This window comes from Microbacterium sp. SWDP-B6 (assembly GCF_059803615.1).
Map to the genome: position 1 here is coordinate 14,382 of NZ_JAPFGV010000017.1, position 19,158 is coordinate 33,539.

The following is a 19,158-nucleotide window of genomic DNA, read 5'->3' on the forward strand; positions in this document are numbered from 1 at the left end:
CATGTCGATGGTGCAAGCGCCACTGCCGGCCACGAAGGCGGAGTCCACCTCCGCCTCCGTGGCCGGCGGCCAGCCCCGGCGGCGAGGATTCTCGCTGCTCACGGCCCGCCCCTGGCTTCTTCTCGCTCCCGGGCTGGTCATCCTCGCGGTGCTCATGCTCTGGCCGCTCATCCAGGTCTTCATCTTCTCGCTGCAGGACTACGGTCTGCGCGAGATCAACACGGGCGAGAACAACTGGATCGGCGTCGACAACTACGTCGAGGCGCTCACCAACCCGACGCTGTGGACCGTCGTCCTGCCGAACACCGTCGGCTTCGCCGCTGTCGCCGTGTTCGTCACGGTGGCGGTCGGCACGCTGGTCGCGCTCCTGCTCGCCAAGCTGGGCACGGTCTGGCGCACCATCGTCTCGAGCTGCATCATGGTCGCGTGGGCCATGCCGGCCGTCACCGGCACCTACGTCTGGACGTTCATCTTCGACGCCGACCGGGGCATCTTCAACACCACCCTGCAGAACCTCGGTCTGACGGACGAACCGGTCAACTGGTTCACCAACCAGTGGTCGTTCTACGCGATCGTGCTGCTGAACGTCGTGCACCACGGCTTCCCGTTCGTCGCGATCACGGTGCTCGCCGGTCTCCTCGGCGTCTCGAAGGAGATGCTCGAGGCGGCCGCGCTCGACGGGGCGAACGCCTGGATGCGCTTCTGGAAGATCATCTTCCCGACGCTCAAGCCCGTCTTCTCTGTCGTCATCATCCTGTCGACGATCTGGGACTTCAAGGTCTTCGCGCAGGTCTACCTCATGCCGGGCGGTGGGGGAGGCAACCGGTCGGTGCTCAACCTCGGCGTCTGGTCGTACGTCGAATCCTTCGGCCAGAACCGCTACGGGTTCGGCGCCGCCCTCGCCGTGCTGCTCACCCTCGTGCTGATCGGAATCACGATCGTGTACATCCGCTCCCTGATGAAGGAGGACGAGCTGTGAACCCCCGCCCGTCCGCCATGTCGCGCCTCGGCACCGGCATCGCGATCGCCGCCGTCCTGATCTTCACGCTGTTCCCCGTGTACTGGATGGTCTCCAGCGCGTTCGATGCCAAGGCATCCAGCGGCGGTCAGTCGCTGCTGCCCCAGGAATTCACGTTCGACAACTTCGCCTTCGTCCTCACCGACGGCGGCTTCGGCACCTACCTGCGCAATTCGGCCATCGTGGCCCTGGTGACGGTTCTGGTGAGTGCTCTGGTCTGTCTGCTCGCGGCAGTGGCGGTCGCCCGGTTCAAGTTCAAGTTCCGCACGACCATCCTGATGATGATCCTCGTCGTGCAGATGGTCCCGCTCGAGGCTCTCGTCATCCCGCTCTTCCTTCAGGTCAAGAGCCTCGGACTGCTCAACAGCATCCTCGGTCTGATGGTCGTCTACGTCGCGCTCTCGCTCGCGTTCGGGATCTGGATGCTGCGCGGGTTCGTCGCCGCGGTGCCGGTCGAGCTCGAAGAGGCCGCGTACATCGACGGGGCCAGCTGGTGGCGGATGTTCCGCTCGATCCTGCTGCCTCTCGTGATGCCCGGCCTCGTGGCCACCAGCATCTTCAGCTTCATCACGGCCTGGAACGAGTTCATCTTCGCGATGACGATCCTCGGCAGCGAGACCGACCAGTACACGGTCTCGATCGGTCTGAAGTCCTTCTTCGGTCTGCACTCCAACGACTGGGGCAGCATCATGGCCGCGTCGACGATCATCACGATCCCCGTCATGGTCTTCTTCGTGATCGTGCAGCGTCGCCTCTCGGCAGGCATGGTCGCGGGAGCGGTGAAGGGATGACCGACGAGCTCGTCCGCCTCGCCAACGCGGTGCTCTGGCCGGGGTTCCTCGGCACCGAGGCGCCGGACTGGCTCCTCGCCGAGCTGCGCGACGGCCTGGCTGGAGCGGTGTACTTCAGCCAGAACGTCGGTGATGGGCTGCCTGCCCTGAGCGACGAGATCCTTCGTGCTAACCCGGACGCGCTGATCGGGATCGACGAGGAGGGCGGCAACGTCACGCGCCTCGAGTCGGCGACCGGTTCCACCCTCCCGGGGGCCGCCCAGCTCGGCATCGTCGACGATGTCGATGCGACGAGGGACTCCGGTGCGGAGCTCGCCCGACGGGTCGCCTCGGTCGGCGTCAACGTGGTGCTCGGGCCCGTCGCCGATGTGAACACGGATCCACGGAACCCCGTGATCGGGGTCCGTTCCTTCGGCAGCGACGAAGAACTCGTCGCCCGTCACGTGCAGGCGGCGGTCGACGGACTGCAGAGCAATGCCGTCGCCGCATGCGTCAAGCACTTTCCCGGACACGGCGACACGCATCTGGATTCGCACCACGCGCTGCCCGAGATCTCGCTCGACATCGCCGAGTACGAGCGCGTGCACCTCGAGCCGTTCCGTGCCGCGATCGCCGCGGGGGTCGACGCCATCATGACCGCGCACATCGTCGTTCCGGCGTGGGGGGAGGAACCGGCGACGCTGAATCCCCGGGTGCTCGGGATGCTGCGGGACTGGGGTTTCGACGGTGTCATCATCTCGGACGCCCTCGACATGGCGGCGATCCGCGAGACCGTCGGCATCGGCCAGGGCGCCGCACGTGCCCTGGCGGCCGGCGTCGATCTGCTGTGCATCGGCAACCCGACGAACCGGGGCGAAGCCACGCTCCCCGACCAGGACAGACGAGACTTCCTCGCCGCTCGTGACGGGATCCTCGCGGCGGTGAGCGACGGTTCGCTGCCGCGCGAGAGACTCGCCGCTGCGGCCCAGCGGGTCGCCCGTCTGGCCGAGACCCTCCGCACTCGTGCCACGACCGCGCCTCCCGTCGGCTACGACGGATCGGCGATCGTCCGACGAGCCATCACCGGCGCGACCGCGGATGCCGAAGCGCTCGCGGTGGTCGACGCCCGCCGTCGTTCGACTCTCGCTGTCGACAGCGCGTCCGCGTATGTGGCTCAGACGCTCGCAGCCGACGGCCACCGTGTTCGTGTCGACGTCGCGCGTTCGTCGATCGACGAGCAGGACTCCGCTCTCGAGCGAGCCGTCCTCGCCGAGGGGCTGACGGTCATCCTCCTGGATCGGCCTGACGCCGATGACGCGCAGCGCTCGCTGGTCGAACGCGCCGCTCTGCGCGACCCCGAAGCCGTCGTGGTCAACGTCGGACTCGCGGCCAGGCGGCCACTGCCGCTCCCCGTCGTGGAGGTCGGATCCGCGAGCAGGATCGGTGCTCAGGCCGCCAGAGATCGACTCACCGGCGGGGCTTCGCACCGCGCCGTTCGGTCGCCCGCGAGCGCAGGACCGCCTGACTGAGGCAGGATGACACCGTGGACGACGATGTTCTCGCGCTGGTGCGCCGATCCGTTCCTCGACTGAGTGCTGCAGAAGCACGGGTCGCGGAGACGATCCTCGGTGACCCCACGCTCGTCGTCGATCTCGCCATCAACGATCTCGCGCAGCTCTGTCACACGTCTCTGTCGACCGTGGCCCGGTTCGCGCAGTCGCTCGGCTTCAGCGGGTACCGGGAGCTGCGGGTGGCGGTCGCTCGCACGGTCACGCTCGCCCAGGCGCAGCGGGCGCGTTTCGGCCTCGACACCACGGCGATCGACCCGGACGACGAGCCGTCGGCGATCGCCGCGAAGCTCGCAGCTCAGGAGATCGACGCGATCGAGAAGACGGCGCGCGGGCTCGATGCGGACGCACTCGACCGGGTCGCGAGGGCCGTCGTGGCAGCCCGCCATGTCGATCTGTTCGGGCAGGCGGCCTCGTCGTTGACCGCCCAGGACCTTCAGCAGAAGCTCGCGCGCATCGGCTGTTCGGTCGCGCACTCCGCTGATCCGCATCTGGCCCTCACGACGGCATCGCTGCGGACCTCGGACGACGTCGTCATCGCCTTCTCGCACGGCGGCGAGACCCAGGAGGTCGTCCGCGCCGTCGAGATCGCCCGGGACGCGGGTGCGCTGTCCGTGGCGATCACGAGCGCGCCCGACTCGACGCTCGCGCTCGCCGCCGACATCGTGCTGATCACCTACGCGCAGGAGTCGCCGTTCCGGATGGCCGCGATGTCGAGCCGCATCGCACAGCTGGCGCTGGTCGACATCCTCTTCGTGCGCGTCGTGCAGCACCGGGGCGAACCCGTGGTCATCCCGCTGCAGCTCACGCACGACGCCGCGGCGTCTCGGCGCCGCCGGTAGGGGCCGATCAGTCGATGTGATCGCGGGTGCTGACCAGCGCTCTGGTCGCGATCCTGTGCGCGCGGGCGAGGCTGCCGGTGAGGGAGAGTCCGGTCAGCACGCCGGCGAGGAACCCGGCGGCGAACGCGTCGCCGGCTCCGATGGATTCCACGACGGGGACGTCGAGCGACCTGCTGTCGGTGCGTTCCGCTCCATCGAACGCCACGGCGCCGTCGGGGCTCGTGGCGAGCAGATACCTCGGCTCGGGGAACAGCTCGCGCAGCCGATCCGGCTCGGCGGTGCCGAACACCGACTCTGCGTCGGGTCGAGTGCAGAACGCGATGTCGGCGCGGCGCACGTAGTCCGCGATCACGGCGCGCCCTTCGTCCTGGCGTCCGCGCCAGAGCGCGGGGCGCCAGTTCACGTCGAAGCTGAGCAGCCGACCGTCGCGGGGTGCATCGAACAGCGCATCCTGTGCAGCCCGCGCGGAAGCCGAGAGAGCAGGCGTGATCCCGGAGGTGTGCACCAGCGCCGCCTGAGCCAGAAGGACGGATGCGGCGGGGGATTCGAGGGTCGCGGGCGACAGCGCCGCGGCTGCTGAGCCCGAGCGGTAGTAGTGCATCGTCCCGTCGACCGAGCCGTCTGGGCGAGGCGACAGCTCTTTCACGTAGAGACCGGTCGGGGCTTCGGCGTCGACGTCGACGGCCGAATCGTCGACCTCGTGTCTGCGCAGCTCGGCCGTGAGGAACCGACCGAAACCGTCGTCGCCCACGCGGGACACGACAGCCGTGCGGATTCCTGCCGATGCCAGTGCGATCGCGGTGTTCCACTCCGCCCCGGCGAGCGATCGGTGAAAGGTGCGCACGTCCTCGAGAGGAGCGGCAGTGGCGGGGACGAAAGAGACGAGGCCCTCGCCGACGCAGACGGCGAGAGGAGATGTGTCGGGCACGTTGTGGACATTACCGGATGGGCACGACCACGTAACTTCCGTAACAGGAATGCAACCTGGAGGTGTTTGCATCGGAATGCGCACTGGGTAGCGTCGAGGCATCACCGTTCCGAAGTCGACGATGTCTTCGGGACGCGCACTGTAGCGCTCGACAGGAAGGTCACACAATGCACCACTCAGTCACGCGTCGGCGAGGACTCCTCGCCGTCACCGGAGCCGCACTGGCGGCGCTGGTCCTCTCGGGATGCGTCGCCAGCGAGCGCAGCGACGACGGCGGAGAGGCTGCGGGCGATGTCGACGGCACGTTCGTGTTCGCCGCATCCTCCGACCCGGCCAGCCTCGACCCGGCATTCGCCCAGGACGGCGAGAGCTTCCGCGTCTCGCGGCAGATGTTCGAGGGCCTCGTGGGCACCGAACCCGGCACGGCCGACCCGGCACCGCTGCTCGCCGAGTCGTGGGAGTCGTCGGAAGACGGCATGAGCCACACATTCACTCTGAAAGAGGACGTCACCTTCCACGACGGCACCCCGTTCAACGCCGAGGCCGTGTGCGCGAACTTCGACCGCTGGTACAACTGGACCGGCCTCGCGGCATCAGAGGCGTTCGGCTACTACTACAACAAGCTCTTCAAGGGCTACGCCGACAGCCCGGCGGACGCCGTCTACAAGTCCTGCACCCCTGACGGCGACTACTCCGTCACGATCGACCTGAACAAGCCGTTCGCCGGATTCGTCGCGTCGCTGTCGCTGCCGTCGTTCTCGATGCAGAGCCCGTCGGCACTCCAGGAGTTCGGCGCCGACGACGTGAGCGGCTCCGCCGAGGCTCCCGTGCTCTCCGAGTACGCGATGGGTCACCCGGTCGGCACCGGCCCGTACCAGTTCGACGAGTGGGCGCCGGGCGAGCAGGTCACGCTCAAGGCCTACGACGACTACTGGGGCGAGGCGGGCCAGATCGACGAGATCATCTTCCGCACGATCGACGACCCGACCGCGCGTCGTCAGGCTCTCGAGTCCGGATCGATCGACGGCTACGACCTCGTGGGTCCTGCCGACACCAAGGCGCTCGAGGACGACGGCTTCACCATGGTGTCGCGCCCTCCCTTCACGATCCTCTACCTCGCCTTCAACCAGGCCATCCCCGAGCTGCAGGACCCGAAGGTCCGTGAGGCGCTCTCGTACGCGGTCGACAAGGATGCGCTGATCAGCCAGGTCCTCCCCGAGGGCACCGAGAAGGCGATCGAGTTCGTTCCCGACACCGTCAACGGCTACAACCCCGACGTCACGACCTACGACTACGACCCCGAGAAGGCCAAGTCCCTGCTCGCAGAGGCAGGCTATGACGAGGCCAACCCGCTGAAGCTGACCTTCAACTACCCGGTCAACGTCTCGCGTCCGTACATGCCGGACCCCGAGCAGATCTTCACGGTGCTCTCGTCGCAGCTCGCCGAGGTCGGCGTCGAGACCACCCCGGTCTCGGAGGAGTGGGTCGAGTACCTCGACCGCACCACGGGAACGGCCGACCACGGGATCCACCTGCTGGGCTGGACCGGTGACTACAACGACACCGACAACTTCGTCGGCGTCTTCTTCGGTCAGCAGAGCTCGGAGTGGGGCTTCGACAACCCCGAGCTGTTCCAGAAGCTGAACGAGGCTCGCGGTGTCTCCAACCTCGAGGACCAGACGGCCCTCTACGAGGAGATCAACGAGATGGTCGCGCAGTTCATCCCGGGTGTGCCGATCGCGCACCCGGCGCCGACACTGGCGTTCGACCCTCGCGTCGACAGCTATCCCGCCAGCCCGGTGAACGACGAGGTCTTCACGGACATCGTCCTCACCGAGTAGGTCTGACCGACTGAGATGCCCACCCGGGTCTCCGCGCTCGCCGCGGAGGCCCGGGACCGGCGTACCTTCTGATCAACGGAGACCTCTTGCTGCGCACCATCGGCAGGCGACTGCTTTTCCTCATTCCCACTCTGATCGGCCTCAGCATCCTGCTGTTCGCCTGGGTCAGGGCCCTGCCAGGCGGCCCGGCCGTCGCTCTTCTCGGCGAGAAGGCGACTCCGGAGGCCGTCGCCAGGGTCAACGAACTCTACGGCTTCAACAAGCCGATCCTGGAGCAGTACTTCATCTGGGTCGGCCGCCTCCTCCAGGGCGACTTCGGAACATCGATCCAGACGAACCGGCCCGTGACGGAGGAGTTCTTCCGTCGCTTCCCCGCGACGCTCGAGCTGAGTGTTCTCGCGCTCATCTTCGCGGTCGGCGTCGGCATCCCGCTCGGCTACTGGGCGGCTCGCCGCCACGGCAAGTTCACCGACCACGCGTCGGTGGTGCTGAGCCTCGTGGGCATCACCATCCCGGTGTTCTTCCTGGCCTTCATCCTGAAATACGTGTTCGCGGTGCAGCTCGGGTGGCTTCCCTCGGATGGCCGTCAGAACCCCCGAATAGATGCCACGCACCCGACGGGGTTCTACGTCTGGGACGGCATCATCACCGGCGAGTTCGACGCGTCCTGGGACGCGCTCATGCACCTCGTCCTCCCGGCGCTGGCGCTCGGCACGATCCCGCTCGCGATCATCGTCCGCATCACCAGGGCGAGTGTCCTGGAGGTGCAGAACGCCGACTACGTGCGCACGGGCCGCGCGAAGGGCGTCGGTTCGTCGACTCTGCGCAGTCGCTTCATCCTGCGCAACGCGATGCTGCCCGTGATCACGACGATCGGTCTGCAGACCGGACTCCTCATCTCGGGGGCGGTGCTCACCGAGACCGTCTTCGCGTTCCCCGGCATCGGATCCTTCCTCGCGAGGGCGATCTTCACGCGGGACTTCCCGGTGCTCCAGGGGTTCATCATCTTCATCGCGATCGCCTACGCGCTGATCAACCTGGCGGTCGACGTGTCGTACAGCTTCATCGATCCGAGAGTGCGGGTGCAGTGATGTCCCGTCTCGTTCTCCGAAAGGGGGTGGCGTCATGACCATCTCGCTCCCACCCGCGCAAGGACCATCCGCAGCGAGCGGCGAGGTCGTCGACACCGTCGCCGTCGGCCGAGCAGGGCTCAGAGAGGGCCCTGGCGGATTCTGGCACGATGTGTTCCGCCGCCTCCGCCGCAACCCCACCGCCTGGATCGGCGCCGGCATCGTCCTGGTGTTCATCCTGGTGTCGGTGCTCGCTCCCGTGCTCGCTCCGTATCCCGAGACCGCATTGCCCGGCGCGAAGTTCATCACGCCGACGCACATCCCGGGACCGGGGGAGCTGCCCGAGTTCCCGCTCGGCCTCGACCGCTTCGGCGGCGACGTGCTCTCCAAGCTCATCTGGGGTGCGCAGGCGTCGCTGCTGATCGGTGTCATCTCGACCGCCCTGGGTCTGGTCGGCGGAATGATCCTCGGTCTTCTCGCCGGCACGTTCGGCGGATGGGTCGACACGCTCATCATGCGCGTCGTCGACATCATCCTGTCGGTGCCGAACCTGCTGCTGGCCGTCTCGATCGCCGCGATCCTGGGTCAGACGCCCTTCGCGGTGATGATCGCGATCGGTGCGTCGCAGGTTCCGATCTTCGCGCGCCTGCTGCGCGCGTCGATGCTGCAGCAGCGATCGAGCGACTATGTGCTCTCGGCCCAGACGCTGGGCCTCGGACGCGGTCAGATCACCATGTCGCACGTGCTGCCCAACGCGATCGGCCCGGTCATCGTGCAGGGGACGCTTACGCTGGCGACGGCTGTCATCGATGCGGCGGCGCTGTCGTTCCTCGGTCTCGGCGGCGGTCGCCCCGAGACGGCCGAGTGGGGGCGCATGCTCACCTACGCGCAGGCCGAGCTCGCCATCGCGCCGTGGCTGGCATTCCTGCCCGGCATCTGCATCGCGGTCACCGCACTCGGCTTCACCCTGTTCGGTGAGGCTCTGCGCGAGGCCATGGACCCGAGGACGAGAGCACGATGAACGCTGCGAACGAGAACCGGGCGCCGCACGCGCCCCTGCTGTCTGTCGAGGGCCTCGCCGTCGACTTCGCCACCATGGACGGCGTCGTGCACGCGGTCGAGGGCGTCGACCTCGAGATCGCTCCGGGTGAGACCGTCGCGATCGTGGGGGAGTCGGGGTCGGGCAAGTCGACGACCGCGATGGCCATCATCGGGCTGCTCGCCGGGGGCGGCCGCGTCGCCGCTGGCAGCATCCGCCTCGACGGCCGCGACATCACGCGCGCCTCCGAGAACGAGCTGCGCACGATCAGGGGGCGTGACATCGGCCTCGTGCCACAGGACCCGATGTCCAACCTGAATCCGGTCGCCAAGATCGGCACCCAGGTCGCCGAGACCCTCCTCGCGCACGGTCTCGCCACCAGGCAGAACGTGAAGGAGAAGGTCGTCGAGGCGCTCAGCGCCGCGGGCCTGCCCGACCCCGAACGCCGTGCGAAGCAGTATCCGCACGAGTTCTCGGGCGGCATGCGCCAGCGCGCGCTGATCGCGATCGGTCTGGCGTGCAAACCTCGTCTGCTGATCGCGGACGAGCCGACGAGTGCGCTCGACGTGACCGTGCAGCACACGATCCTCGATCAGATCGGTCAGATGACGCGCGAGCTGGGCACGGCCGTGCTGCTCATCACGCACGACCTCGGTCTCGCGGCCGAGCGCGCCGAGCGCGTCGTCGTGATGCACCGGGGCAAGGTCGTCGAGCAGGGGCCGGCCAAGCAGATCCTCGAGGCGCCGCAGCATCCGTACACGCAGTCGCTCGTGGCGGCGGCACCGTCGGTCGCGGCGGCGCGCCTGCGGCCGGAGGCGTTCCGTGTCGAGGATCGGCCCGCTCAGGGGGCGGATACTCCGGCCCTGGCGGACGAGGTGACGCCCGGGGGTCCGGCCGCCGACCACATCGTCGAGTTCGAGCACCTCACCAAGGTGTATCCGGTCCGAGGGCAGAAGGAGGACTTCGTCGCCGTGAACGACGTCTCTCTCGCGATCCCTCGGGGTGAGACGGTCGCCATCGTTGGCGAGTCCGGGTCCGGCAAGACCACCACGGCGCGGATGCTGCTCAAGATCATCGAGCCGACGAGCGGCCTCATCCGGTACGGGGGCAAGGACATCGCGTCCCTCGACCGCGCGGAGACGAAGGACTTCCGTCAGCGGGTGCAGCCGATCTTCCAGGACCCGTACTCGAGCCTGAACCCGATGTTCACGATCGAGCGCCTGATCTCCGAGCCGCTCGACTTCTACAAGCGGGGGAGCAGTGCCGACAGGCGCAAGCGCGTCCGCCAGCTGCTCGACGACGTGGCGCTGCCGCAGTCCATGCTGCGGCGGTATCCGTCGGAGCTATCCGGCGGGCAGCGGCAGCGAGTCGCGATCGCCAGGGCGCTCGCCCTCTCGCCCGATCTGATCGTGTGCGACGAGCCGGTGTCGGCGCTGGACGTGCTCGTGCAGGACCAGATCCTCACACTGCTCGGCGACCTGCAGACCGAGTACGGGCTCAGCTATCTGTTCATCTCGCACGACCTCGCGGTCGTGCGACTGATCAGCGACTACGTGTGCGTGATGAAGGACGGATCTCTCGTCGAGGCTGCTTCGTCGGAGGAGATCTTCACGAACCCGCGCGACCCGTACACGCGCCGCCTGCTGGCGTCGATCCCGGGGAACGAACTCAACATCGCCTCCTGAGGCGCCGAGAGCGCATGGTCACAGCCGGTATATAGGCTGTGGCCATGCGCTCTCCCCTTCCGTCCGCGGCAGTCATCCTCGTCGCTGCATCGCTCGTCCTGACCGGATGCTCCTTCTCGACCACGGAGTCGTCGACCTCGACGGGTGAGGAGCCGGCGGAGTCGAGTGCTCCGAGCACGCAGGAATCGACGAGTCTCGATGCGGCACCCGCCACGGGAGAGACGATCACCGGAGACGGGTACACCTACGTCGTCCCCGAGGGGTGGGCCGTGCCCGATCAGGAGATCGCCGGCTTCAGCCCGGACACGCTCGCCGCGAACCGACAGGACACGGACGGGTTCGCCGACAACGTCAACGTCCTCGAGTCGCCCGCCGGCCTCGTCACTCCTGACCTCGTCGAGAGCGCCGGAGTGACCGAGCTCGAGGGAGCCGGCGCGACCGACACCGTCGTGAACGACCGGGTGACGATCGCAGACTCCGAGTCCGCTCACCTGTCGGCGTCGATGACGAGCGAGGGCACGACCTACAGCGTCGAGCAGTACTACGTCAGCACTGACGACCAGACCTACGTCGTCACGTTCTCGTTCAGCGACACGGTGACTCCCGACGAGCGGCAGGCGGTCGCCGAGTCGATCCTCGTCACCTGGACCTGGGTCTGACCGACGTCCGACGAGGCGTCCTGAGGGTGCCAATACCGCAGCATCCGAAGAACGTCAAGGATTGAGCTTGCCATGTCGCAAGTTCGCGCGTATAGTTGGTAGTTGCGCTCGCTTCTCCCTGCCCTCATATGGTGGTCGGCATTTCGTTGAGCATCCGGGCGCACACTCACCTGACGACAAAGGAATCGAGAAGCCCTGCGGGGCTCACGGAGGTTATTCCCTTGGCTGCTGCTCGCAACGCATCCACCACCACCACCACTAAGAACGGACGCGGAGCATCCCGTCTTTCGTTCGCCAAGATCTCCGACACGCTGACGGTCCCTGACCTTCTCGCTCTGCAGACCGAATCCTTCGGCTGGCTCGTCGGCAACGACGCCTGGAAGGCTCGTGTCGCAGAGGCCAAGAAGGCCGGCCGCACAGACGTGAACGAGAACAGCGGCCTCGGCGAGATCTTCGAGGAGATCTCCCCGATCGAGGACCTCGGCGAAACGATGCAGCTGTCGTTCACGAACCCGTACCTCGAGCCGGAGAAGTACTCGATCGAGGAGTGCAAGGAGCGTGGCAAGACCTACGCCGCTCCGCTGTACGTCGAGGCCGAGTTCATGAACCACCTCACGGGCGAGATCAAGACCCAGACGGTCTTCATGGGCGACTTCCCGCTCCAGACCGACAAGGGCACGTTCATCATCAACGGCTCCGAGCGCGTCGTCGTCTCGCAGCTCGTGCGCTCCCCGGGTGTCTACTTCGACAAGACCCCCGACAAGACGTCCGACAAGGACATCGTGTCGGCGCGCGTCATCCCGAGCCGTGGTGCATGGCTCGAGTTCGAGATCGACAAGCGCGACCAGGTCGGCGTCCGCGTCGACCGCAAGCGCAAGCAGTCGGTCACCGTGTTCCTCAAGGCGCTGGGCATGACCAGCGAGGAGATCCTCACGGAGTTCGCCGGCTACACCTCGATCGAGGAGACGCTCGCGAAAGACACCATCGTCACGAAGGAAGATGCGCTCCGCGACATCTACCGCAAGCTGCGTCCGGGCGAGCAGGTCGCTGCCGAGGCCGCGCGTGCGCTTCTCGACAACTTCTACTTCAACCCGAAGCGCTATGACCTGGCGAAGGTGGGTCGTTACAAGATCAACCACAAGCTCGGTCTCGACGCACCGCTGACCGACTCGGTCCTCACGGTTCAGGACATCGTCGCGACGATCAAGTACCTCGTGCGTCTGCACGCAGGCACGGAAGAGACCTTCCCCGGCATCCGCTCGGGCAAGAAGGCCGACATCCGCATCGCGACCGACGACATCGACAACTTCGGCAACCGTCGCATCCGCGCGGTCGGCGAGCTGATCCAGAACCAGGTCCGCACCGGTCTCTCCCGCATGGAGCGCGTCGTCCGCGAGCGCATGACCACGCAGGACATCGAGGCGATCACGCCGCAGACCCTGATCAACGTGCGCCCCGTCGTCGCAGCGATCAAGGAGTTCTTCGGAACCTCGCAGCTCTCGCAGTTCATGGACCAGAACAACCCGCTCGCGGGTCTGACCAACAAGCGCCGCCTCTCGGCTCTCGGCCCCGGTGGTCTGAGCCGTGACCGCGCAGGTGTCGAGGTCCGTGACGTCCACCCGTCGCACTACGGCCGCATGTGCCCCATCGAGACCCCTGAAGGCCCGAACATCGGTCTGATCGGTGCTCTCGCGACCTTCGCGCGCATCAACTCGTTCGGCTTCATCGAGACCCCGTACCGCAAGGTCACCGGGGGCGTCGTCACCGAGGAGATCGACTACCTGACGGCTTCCGAAGAGGTCGACTTCAACATCGCGCAGGCCAACGCCCCGCTCGACAAGAACGGTCGCTTCATCGAGAGCCACGTCCTGGCCCGCCCCAAGGGCGGCAGCGGCGAGGTCGACATGTTCCTCCCGGAGGACATCGGCTACATCGATGTCTCGCCTCGCCAGATGGTGTCGGTCGCGACCTCGCTCGTGCCGTTCCTCGAGCACGACGATGCGCAGCGCGCGCTCATGGGCGCCAACATGCAGCGTCAGGCTGTGCCGCTGCTGCGCAGCGACTCGCCGCTCGTCGGAACCGGTATGGAGGGCTACACCGCCATCGACGCCGGCGACGTGCTCACGGCTGAGAAGCCGGGTGTCGTCACCGAGGTCTCCGCAGACCGCGTCACCGTCATGCTCGACGAGGGTGGAACGCAGGATTACCACCTGCGCAAGTTCGACCGCTCCAACCAGGGAACGTCGTACAACCAGAAGGTCGTCGTCAACGAGGGCGACCGCGTCGAGGTCGGAGAGGTCATCGCTGATGGCCCCGCCACCGAGAACGGCGAGCTGGCCCTCGGAAAGAACCTCCTCGTCGCGTTCATGACGTGGGAAGGCTACAACTTCGAGGATGCGATCATCCTCAGCCAGGACCTCGTGAAGGACGACACCCTCTCCTCGATCCACATCGAGGAATACGAGGTCGACGCCCGCGACACGAAGCTCGGCAAGGAGGAGATCACCCGTGATCTCCCCAACGTCAGCCCTGAGCTGCTGAAGGATCTCGACGAGCGCGGCATCATCCGCATCGGCGCCGAGGTCCGCCCCGGCGACATCCTCGTCGGCAAGGTCACGCCGAAGGGCGAGACCGAGCTGTCGGCGGAAGAGCGTCTGCTCCGCGCGATCTTCAACGAGAAGAGCCGCGAGGTCCGTGACACCTCTCTGAAGGTGCCCCACGGTGAGCAGGGCACGATCATCGCCGTCAAGGAGTTCAACGCCGAGGACGGCGACGACGAGCTCGGCTCCGGTGTCAACCGCCGAGTCGTGGTCTACATCGCCCAGAAGCGCAAGATCACCGAGGGTGACAAGCTCGCCGGTCGTCACGGCAACAAGGGTGTCATCGCGAAGATCCTCCCGATCGAGGACATGCCGTTCCTCGCGGACGGAACCCCCGTCGACATCGTGCTGAACCCGCTGGGCATCCCGGGTCGAATGAACTTCGGTCAGGTGCTCGAGACCCACCTCGGGTGGATCGCGAAGCAGGGCTGGAAGGTCGAAGGAAACCCGGAGTGGGCTACGAAGCTCCCGAAGGACGCCTTCGAGGCCGCACCCGGCACCAAGGTCGCCACCCCGGTGTTCGACGGTGCGAGCGAGGAGGAGATCGCAGGTCTCCTCGACTCGACCATCCCGACCCGTGACGGCGTGCGCCTGATCGACTCCACCGGAAAGGCCCAGATGTTCGACGGGCGCTCCGGCGAGCCGTTCCCGGCGCCGATCTCGGTGGGCTACATGTACATCCTGAAGCTCCACCACCTGGTCGACGACAAGATCCACGCGCGTTCGACTGGTCCGTACTCGATGATCACCCAGCAGCCGCTCGGTGGTAAGGCGCAGTTCGGTGGCCAGCGATTCGGTGAGATGGAGGTGTGGGCCCTCGAGGCCTACGGTGCCGCATACGCGCTCCAGGAGCTCCTCACGATCAAGTCCGACGACATCCTCGGCCGCGTCAAGGTGTACGAGGCCATCGTCAAGGGCGAGAACATCCAGGAGCCCGGCATCCCCGAGTCCTTCAAGGTGCTCATGAAGGAGATGCAGTCGCTCTGCCTGAACGTCGAGGTCCTCTCGGCAGACGGCACGCTCGTCAACCTGCGTGACACCGACGACGAGGCCTTCCGCGCTGCGGAGGAGCTCGGCATCAACATCTCCAGCCGCTTCGAGGCCGCCTCGATCGACGAGATCTAAGGTTCAGGCCGCCGACTGAGCAGCATGTCCGGTCGGCGGCCCACCTCCCCGATTTCTTCAGAAGAATTCCTACACAGGAGAATTTGTGCTCGAGTCAAACACTTTCGATGAGCTTCGCATCGGCCTGGCCACCGCGGACCACATCCGCGCCTGGTCCTACGGCGAGGTCAAGAAGCCTGAAACCATCAACTACCGCACCCTGAAGCCGGAGAAGGACGGTCTCTTCGGAGAGCAGATCTTCGGCCCGTCCCGCGACTGGGAGTGCGCCTGCGGAAAGTACAAGCGTGTCCGCTTCAAGGGCATCGTCTGCGAGCGCTGCGGCGTCGAGGTCACCAAGTCCTCGGTCCGTCGTGAGCGCATGGGTCACATCGAGCTCGCCGCTCCCGTCACCCACATCTGGTACTTCAAGGGTGTTCCCTCGCGTCTGGGCTACCTGCTCGACATGGCGCCGAAGGACCTCGAGAAGGTCATCTACTTCGCCGCCTACATGGTCATCTCGGTCGACGAGGATGCTCGTCACCGCGACCTGGGCACGCAGGAGAACAACATCCGTCTCGAGCTGAAGACGCTCGGAGACCGTCGCGACGCGAAGATCGCCGAGCGTCTGGCACGCCTGGAGGAGGAGCTCGCTTCCCTCGAGGCGGAGGGCGCCAAGGCCGACGCGAAGAAGAAGGTCAAGGACGCCGCCGAGAAGGAGATGTCGCTCATCCGCAAGGGTGCCGACGAGGCGATCGCCAAGCTCGAGCGCGTGTGGGAAGACTTCCGCACCCTCGAGGTCGGCGCACTGCGTCCCGAGGACGACGTCTTCCACGAGCTGCAGGACCGTTTCGGTCAGTACTTCGAGGCCTACATGGGCGCCGAGTCGATCCAGCGTCGCCTCGCGGCGTTCGACCTGGCAGCCGAGGCGGAGAGCCTGCACCTGCAGATCTCCGAGGGCAAGGGCCAGCGCAAGATCCGCGCGATCAAGCGTCTGAAGGTCGTCAACTCGTTCCTGGAGACCGGCATGAGCCCGGCCGCCATGGTGCTGGATGTCGTTCCGGTGATCCCGCCGGAGCTGCGCCCGATGGTGCAGCTCGACGGTGGCCGCTTCGCGACCTCCGACCTCAACGACCTCTACCGTCGTGTGATCAACCGCAACAACCGTCTTCGTCGTCTGATCGACCTCGGTGCCCCCGAGATCATCGTCAACAACGAGAAGCGGATGCTGCAGGAGGCCGTCGACGCACTGTTCGACAACGGTCGCCGTGGTCGTCCCGTCACCGGAACCGGCAACCGCGCCCTGAAGTCCCTCAGCGACATGCTGAAGGGCAAGCAGGGTCGCTTCCGTCAGAACCTGCTCGGAAAGCGTGTCGACTACTCCGGCCGTTCGGTCATCATCGTCGGACCGCAGCTCAAGCTGCACCAGTGCGGTCTGCCCAAGCAGATGGCTCTGGAGCTCTTCAAGCCGTTCGTGATCAAGCGCCTGATCGACCTCGGTCACTCGCAGAACATCAAGGCAGCCAAGCGCGCTGTCGAGCGCACCCGTCCCGAGGTCTGGGACGTGCTCGAGGAGATTATCCGCGAGCGTCCGGTGCTGCTCAACCGTGCACCCACCCTGCACCGTCTGGGCATCCAGGCCTTCGAGCCTCAGCTCGTCGAGGGCAAGGCCATCCAGCTGCACCCGCTCGTCTGCGCGGCGTTCAACGCCGACTTCGACGGTGACCAGATGGCTGTCCACCTGCCGCTGTCGGTCGAGGCTCAGGCCGAGGCCCGCGTGCTGATGCTCGCGTCGAACAACATCCTGAAGCCGTCCGACGGCCGCCCGGTCACCCTGCCTTCGCAGGACATGATCATCGGCCTGCACCACCTGACCACGGTCAAGGCGGGCGCAGCCGGTGAGGGCCGTGCATTCGGTTCGGTGGGCGAGGCGATCCTGGCCAAGGACGAGGGAACCCTCGACCTGCAGGCCAAGGTCCGCATCCGCATCCCGGGTCTGACGTTCCTCGAGGGCGAAGCTCCCGAGGGCTACGAGCGTCACGGTCTCGTCGACGCATCGCTCGGTCAGGCGATCTTCAACGACACGCTTCCCAAGGGATACCCGTTCGTCCGCGAGCAGGCTGACAAGAACAAGCTGTCGCAGATCGTCAACAAGCTGGCCGAGGAGTACCCCAAGGTCGAGACGGCTGCGTCGCTGGACCGCATCAAGGACGCCGGTTTCTACTGGGCGACTCGCTCCGGTGTGACCGTCGCTCTGAGCGACATCCTGACGCCTCCGAACAAGGCGGAGATCGTCGCCGGCTACGAGAAGCAGGCCGCGAAGGTCCAGTCCCAGTACGAGAAGGGCCTGACGACCGACACCGAGCGTCGCCAGGAGCTCATCAAGATCTGGACCGAGGCGACGGACGAGGTTCAGGCCGCGATGCGGGCGAACTTCCCCGAGGACAACACCATCAACCGCATGGTGTCGTCCGGTGCTCGTGGTAACTGGCTGCAGATCCGGAACATCGCCGGTATGCGTGGTCTGGTGAACAACCCCAAGGGTGAGATCATCCCGCGTCCGATCATCTCCTCGTACCGCGAGGGTCTGTCGGTTGCGGAGTACTTCATCGCGACGCACGGTACCCGTAAGGGTCTGGCCGACACCGCTCTGCGTACCGCCGACTCGGGTTACCTGACCCGTCGTCTGGTGGATGTCTCGCAGGACGTCATCATCCGCGAAGAGGACTGCGGCACGTCGAAGGGCCTTGAGCTCCCGATCGCCGCTCCGAACTCGCAGGGCGAGCTGGTGCGCGACGCGAACGTCGAGAACTCGGTGTTCGCTCGTACGCTGGCCTCCGATGTGGTCGACAGCAAGGGCGAGGTTCTCGCTTCTGCCGGCGATGACGTGGGTGACGTTCTCATCGACAAGCTGGTCGCGCTGGGCGTCGAGAGCATCAAGGTGCGCTCGGTTCTCACGTGTGACTCCGCTGTCGGTGTCTGCGCGCAGTGCTACGGCCGTTCGCTCGCGACGGGTAAGACCGTCGACATCGGAGAGGCCGTCGGCATCATCGCGGCCCAGTCGATCGGTGAGCCCGGTACCCAGCTGACGATGCGTACCTTCCACACCGGTGGTTCGGCTTCGGCCGATGACATCACGCAGGGTCTGCCCCGCGTGCAGGAGCTCTTCGAGGCGCGTACCCCCAAGGCTGCGTCGCCGATCGCAGAGGCCGACGGTCGCATCACTATCGACGAGACGGACAAGGCCAAGAGGCTCATCCTGACGCCCGACAACGGTGACGAGGAAGTGATCTACCCGGTTCTGAAGCGTGCGACGCTTCTGGTCGAGGACGGTCAGCACGTCAGCGTCGGTCAGCCGCTCCTGGTCGGAACGCTCGACCCCAAGGAGGTCATGCGTGTCATGGGTGCCCGCGAGGTGCAGCGTTACCTCGTCGGTGGCGTCCAGGGCGTGTACCGCTCGCAGGGTGTGCCGATCCACGACAAGCACATCGAGGTCATCGTCCGTCAGATGCTCCGCAAGGTCACCGTCGTCGATCACGCCGACACGACCCTGCTTCCGGGTGAGATGGTCGACCTCAAGCGCTACCAGGCGATCAACCGCGAGGCTGTGGCAGAGGGCAAGCGCCCGGCGTCCGGCCGTTCGGAGCTGATGGGTATCACGAAGGCGTCGCTCGCGACGGAGTCGTGGCTGTCGGCCGCCTCCTTCCAGGAGACGACCCGCGTGCTCACCGAGGCTGCGATGCAGGGCAAGCGCGACCCGCTGGTCGGCCTCAAGGAGAACGTCATCATCGGTAAGCTCATCCCCGCCGGAACCGGTCTCTCGAAGTACCGCGACGTCACGGTCGAGGCCACCGAGGAAGCCAAGAGCGAGCGCTACCCGAACCGGATCTTCGCATCCGACGGCGCGTACGCTGACGGCGACTTCGGCTACGTCGACTTCGACGCGTTCTCGACGGACGACATCACGCCGGGTACGTACAATTGACCCGCTTGCGGGTCAAGATTGAGCGAGCACGCGCGTAGCGCGAGCGAGTCGA

The 19,158-nt window shown here is 66.4% G+C and carries 12 protein-coding genes; 11 read left to right on the top strand and 1 reads right to left on the bottom strand.

The window, feature by feature from the left end; genetic code table 11:
- Position 1: 1 nt before the first annotated feature.
- The 4 genes from OPU70_RS16425 to OPU70_RS16440 are packed head-to-tail and all read left to right on the top strand — an operon-like array spanning position 2 to position 4,198.
- Positions 2–979, top strand: a complete 978-nt coding sequence (locus OPU70_RS16425; RefSeq protein ID WP_498558270.1) for a carbohydrate ABC transporter permease — start codon at positions 2–4, stop codon at positions 977–979.
- A complete protein-coding gene (locus OPU70_RS16430; RefSeq protein ID WP_042539066.1) occupies positions 976–1,809 on the top strand; it encodes a carbohydrate ABC transporter permease in 834 nt (277 codons plus the stop codon). Before OPU70_RS16425 ends, OPU70_RS16430 begins: the two co-directional genes overlap by 4 nt.
- Positions 1,806–3,317 carry a glycoside hydrolase family 3 protein gene (locus tag OPU70_RS16435; protein ID WP_498558271.1) on the top strand — a complete coding sequence of 504 codons (1,512 nt, stop codon included), beginning with the start codon at positions 1,806–1,808 and terminating at the stop codon, positions 3,315–3,317. Before OPU70_RS16430 ends, OPU70_RS16435 begins: the two co-directional genes overlap by 4 nt.
- A gap of 14 nt (positions 3,318–3,331) precedes the next feature.
- A complete protein-coding gene (locus OPU70_RS16440) occupies positions 3,332–4,198 on the top strand; it encodes a MurR/RpiR family transcriptional regulator (RefSeq protein ID WP_042539070.1) in 867 nt (288 codons plus the stop codon).
- A 7-nt stretch (positions 4,199–4,205) separates the two neighbouring features.
- Here the strand turns inward: OPU70_RS16440 and OPU70_RS16445 are convergent, their stop codons facing one another.
- The gene (locus OPU70_RS16445; protein ID WP_498558272.1) at positions 4,206–5,126 is read right to left on the bottom strand and encodes a sugar kinase; all 921 of its coding nucleotides are present in this window, start codon (positions 5,124–5,126) and stop codon (positions 4,206–4,208) included.
- Between the two features lie 167 nt (positions 5,127–5,293).
- On the opposite strand from OPU70_RS16445, the gene OPU70_RS16450 reads away from it, so the two are divergent.
- From OPU70_RS16450 to rpoC, 7 genes are all read left to right on the top strand, one after another.
- Positions 5,294–6,967 (top strand): ABC transporter substrate-binding protein, encoded by a 1,674-nt coding sequence (locus tag OPU70_RS16450; protein ID WP_309686347.1) that lies wholly within the window; start codon positions 5,294–5,296, stop codon positions 6,965–6,967.
- 86 nt (positions 6,968–7,053) lie between these two features.
- Positions 7,054–8,058: an ABC transporter permease gene (locus OPU70_RS16455; protein ID WP_309686350.1), complete on the top strand. Its 1,005-nt coding sequence runs from the start codon at positions 7,054–7,056 to the stop codon at positions 8,056–8,058.
- 34 nt (positions 8,059–8,092) lie between these two features.
- Complete coding sequence (locus tag OPU70_RS16460; protein ID WP_042539077.1) at positions 8,093–9,058, top strand: ABC transporter permease; 966 nt, start codon at positions 8,093–8,095, stop codon at positions 9,056–9,058.
- Positions 9,055–10,761: an ABC transporter ATP-binding protein gene (locus OPU70_RS16465; protein ID WP_498558273.1), complete on the top strand. Its 1,707-nt coding sequence runs from the start codon at positions 9,055–9,057 to the stop codon at positions 10,759–10,761. The genes OPU70_RS16460 and OPU70_RS16465 overlap by 4 nt, the downstream gene beginning before the upstream one ends.
- A 44-nt stretch (positions 10,762–10,805) precedes the next feature.
- Positions 10,806–11,420, top strand: a complete 615-nt coding sequence (locus OPU70_RS16470; RefSeq protein WP_498558274.1) for a hypothetical protein — start codon at positions 10,806–10,808, stop codon at positions 11,418–11,420.
- A gap of 221 nt (positions 11,421–11,641) precedes the next feature.
- Positions 11,642–15,145, top strand: a complete 3,504-nt coding sequence (gene rpoB, locus OPU70_RS16475) for a DNA-directed RNA polymerase subunit beta (RefSeq protein WP_042539084.1) — start codon at positions 11,642–11,644, stop codon at positions 15,143–15,145.
- 85 nt (positions 15,146–15,230) lie between these two features.
- Positions 15,231–19,106 carry a DNA-directed RNA polymerase subunit beta' gene (rpoC, locus tag OPU70_RS16480; protein ID WP_042539086.1) on the top strand — a complete coding sequence of 1,292 codons (3,876 nt, stop codon included), beginning with the start codon at positions 15,231–15,233 and terminating at the stop codon, positions 19,104–19,106.
- The last annotated feature ends 52 nt before the right edge of the window (positions 19,107–19,158 follow it).

Bases quoted from the DNA above. Each gene is read 5' to 3' on its own strand.
- OPU70_RS16425 (WP_498558270.1), top strand. From the start codon at position 2: ATGTCGATGGTGCAAGCGCCACTGCCGGCCACGAAGGCGGAGTCCACC.
- OPU70_RS16435 (WP_498558271.1), top strand. From the start codon at position 1,806: ATGACCGACGAGCTCGTCCGCCTCGCCAACGCGGTGCTCTGGCCGGGG.
- OPU70_RS16450 (WP_309686347.1), top strand. From the start codon at position 5,294: ATGCACCACTCAGTCACGCGTCGGCGAGGACTCCTCGCCGTCACCGGA.
- OPU70_RS16460 (WP_042539077.1), top strand. From the start codon at position 8,093: ATGACCATCTCGCTCCCACCCGCGCAAGGACCATCCGCAGCGAGCGGC.
- OPU70_RS16465 (WP_498558273.1), top strand. From the start codon at position 9,055: ATGAACGCTGCGAACGAGAACCGGGCGCCGCACGCGCCCCTGCTGTCT.
- OPU70_RS16470 (WP_498558274.1), top strand. From the start codon at position 10,806: ATGCGCTCTCCCCTTCCGTCCGCGGCAGTCATCCTCGTCGCTGCATCG.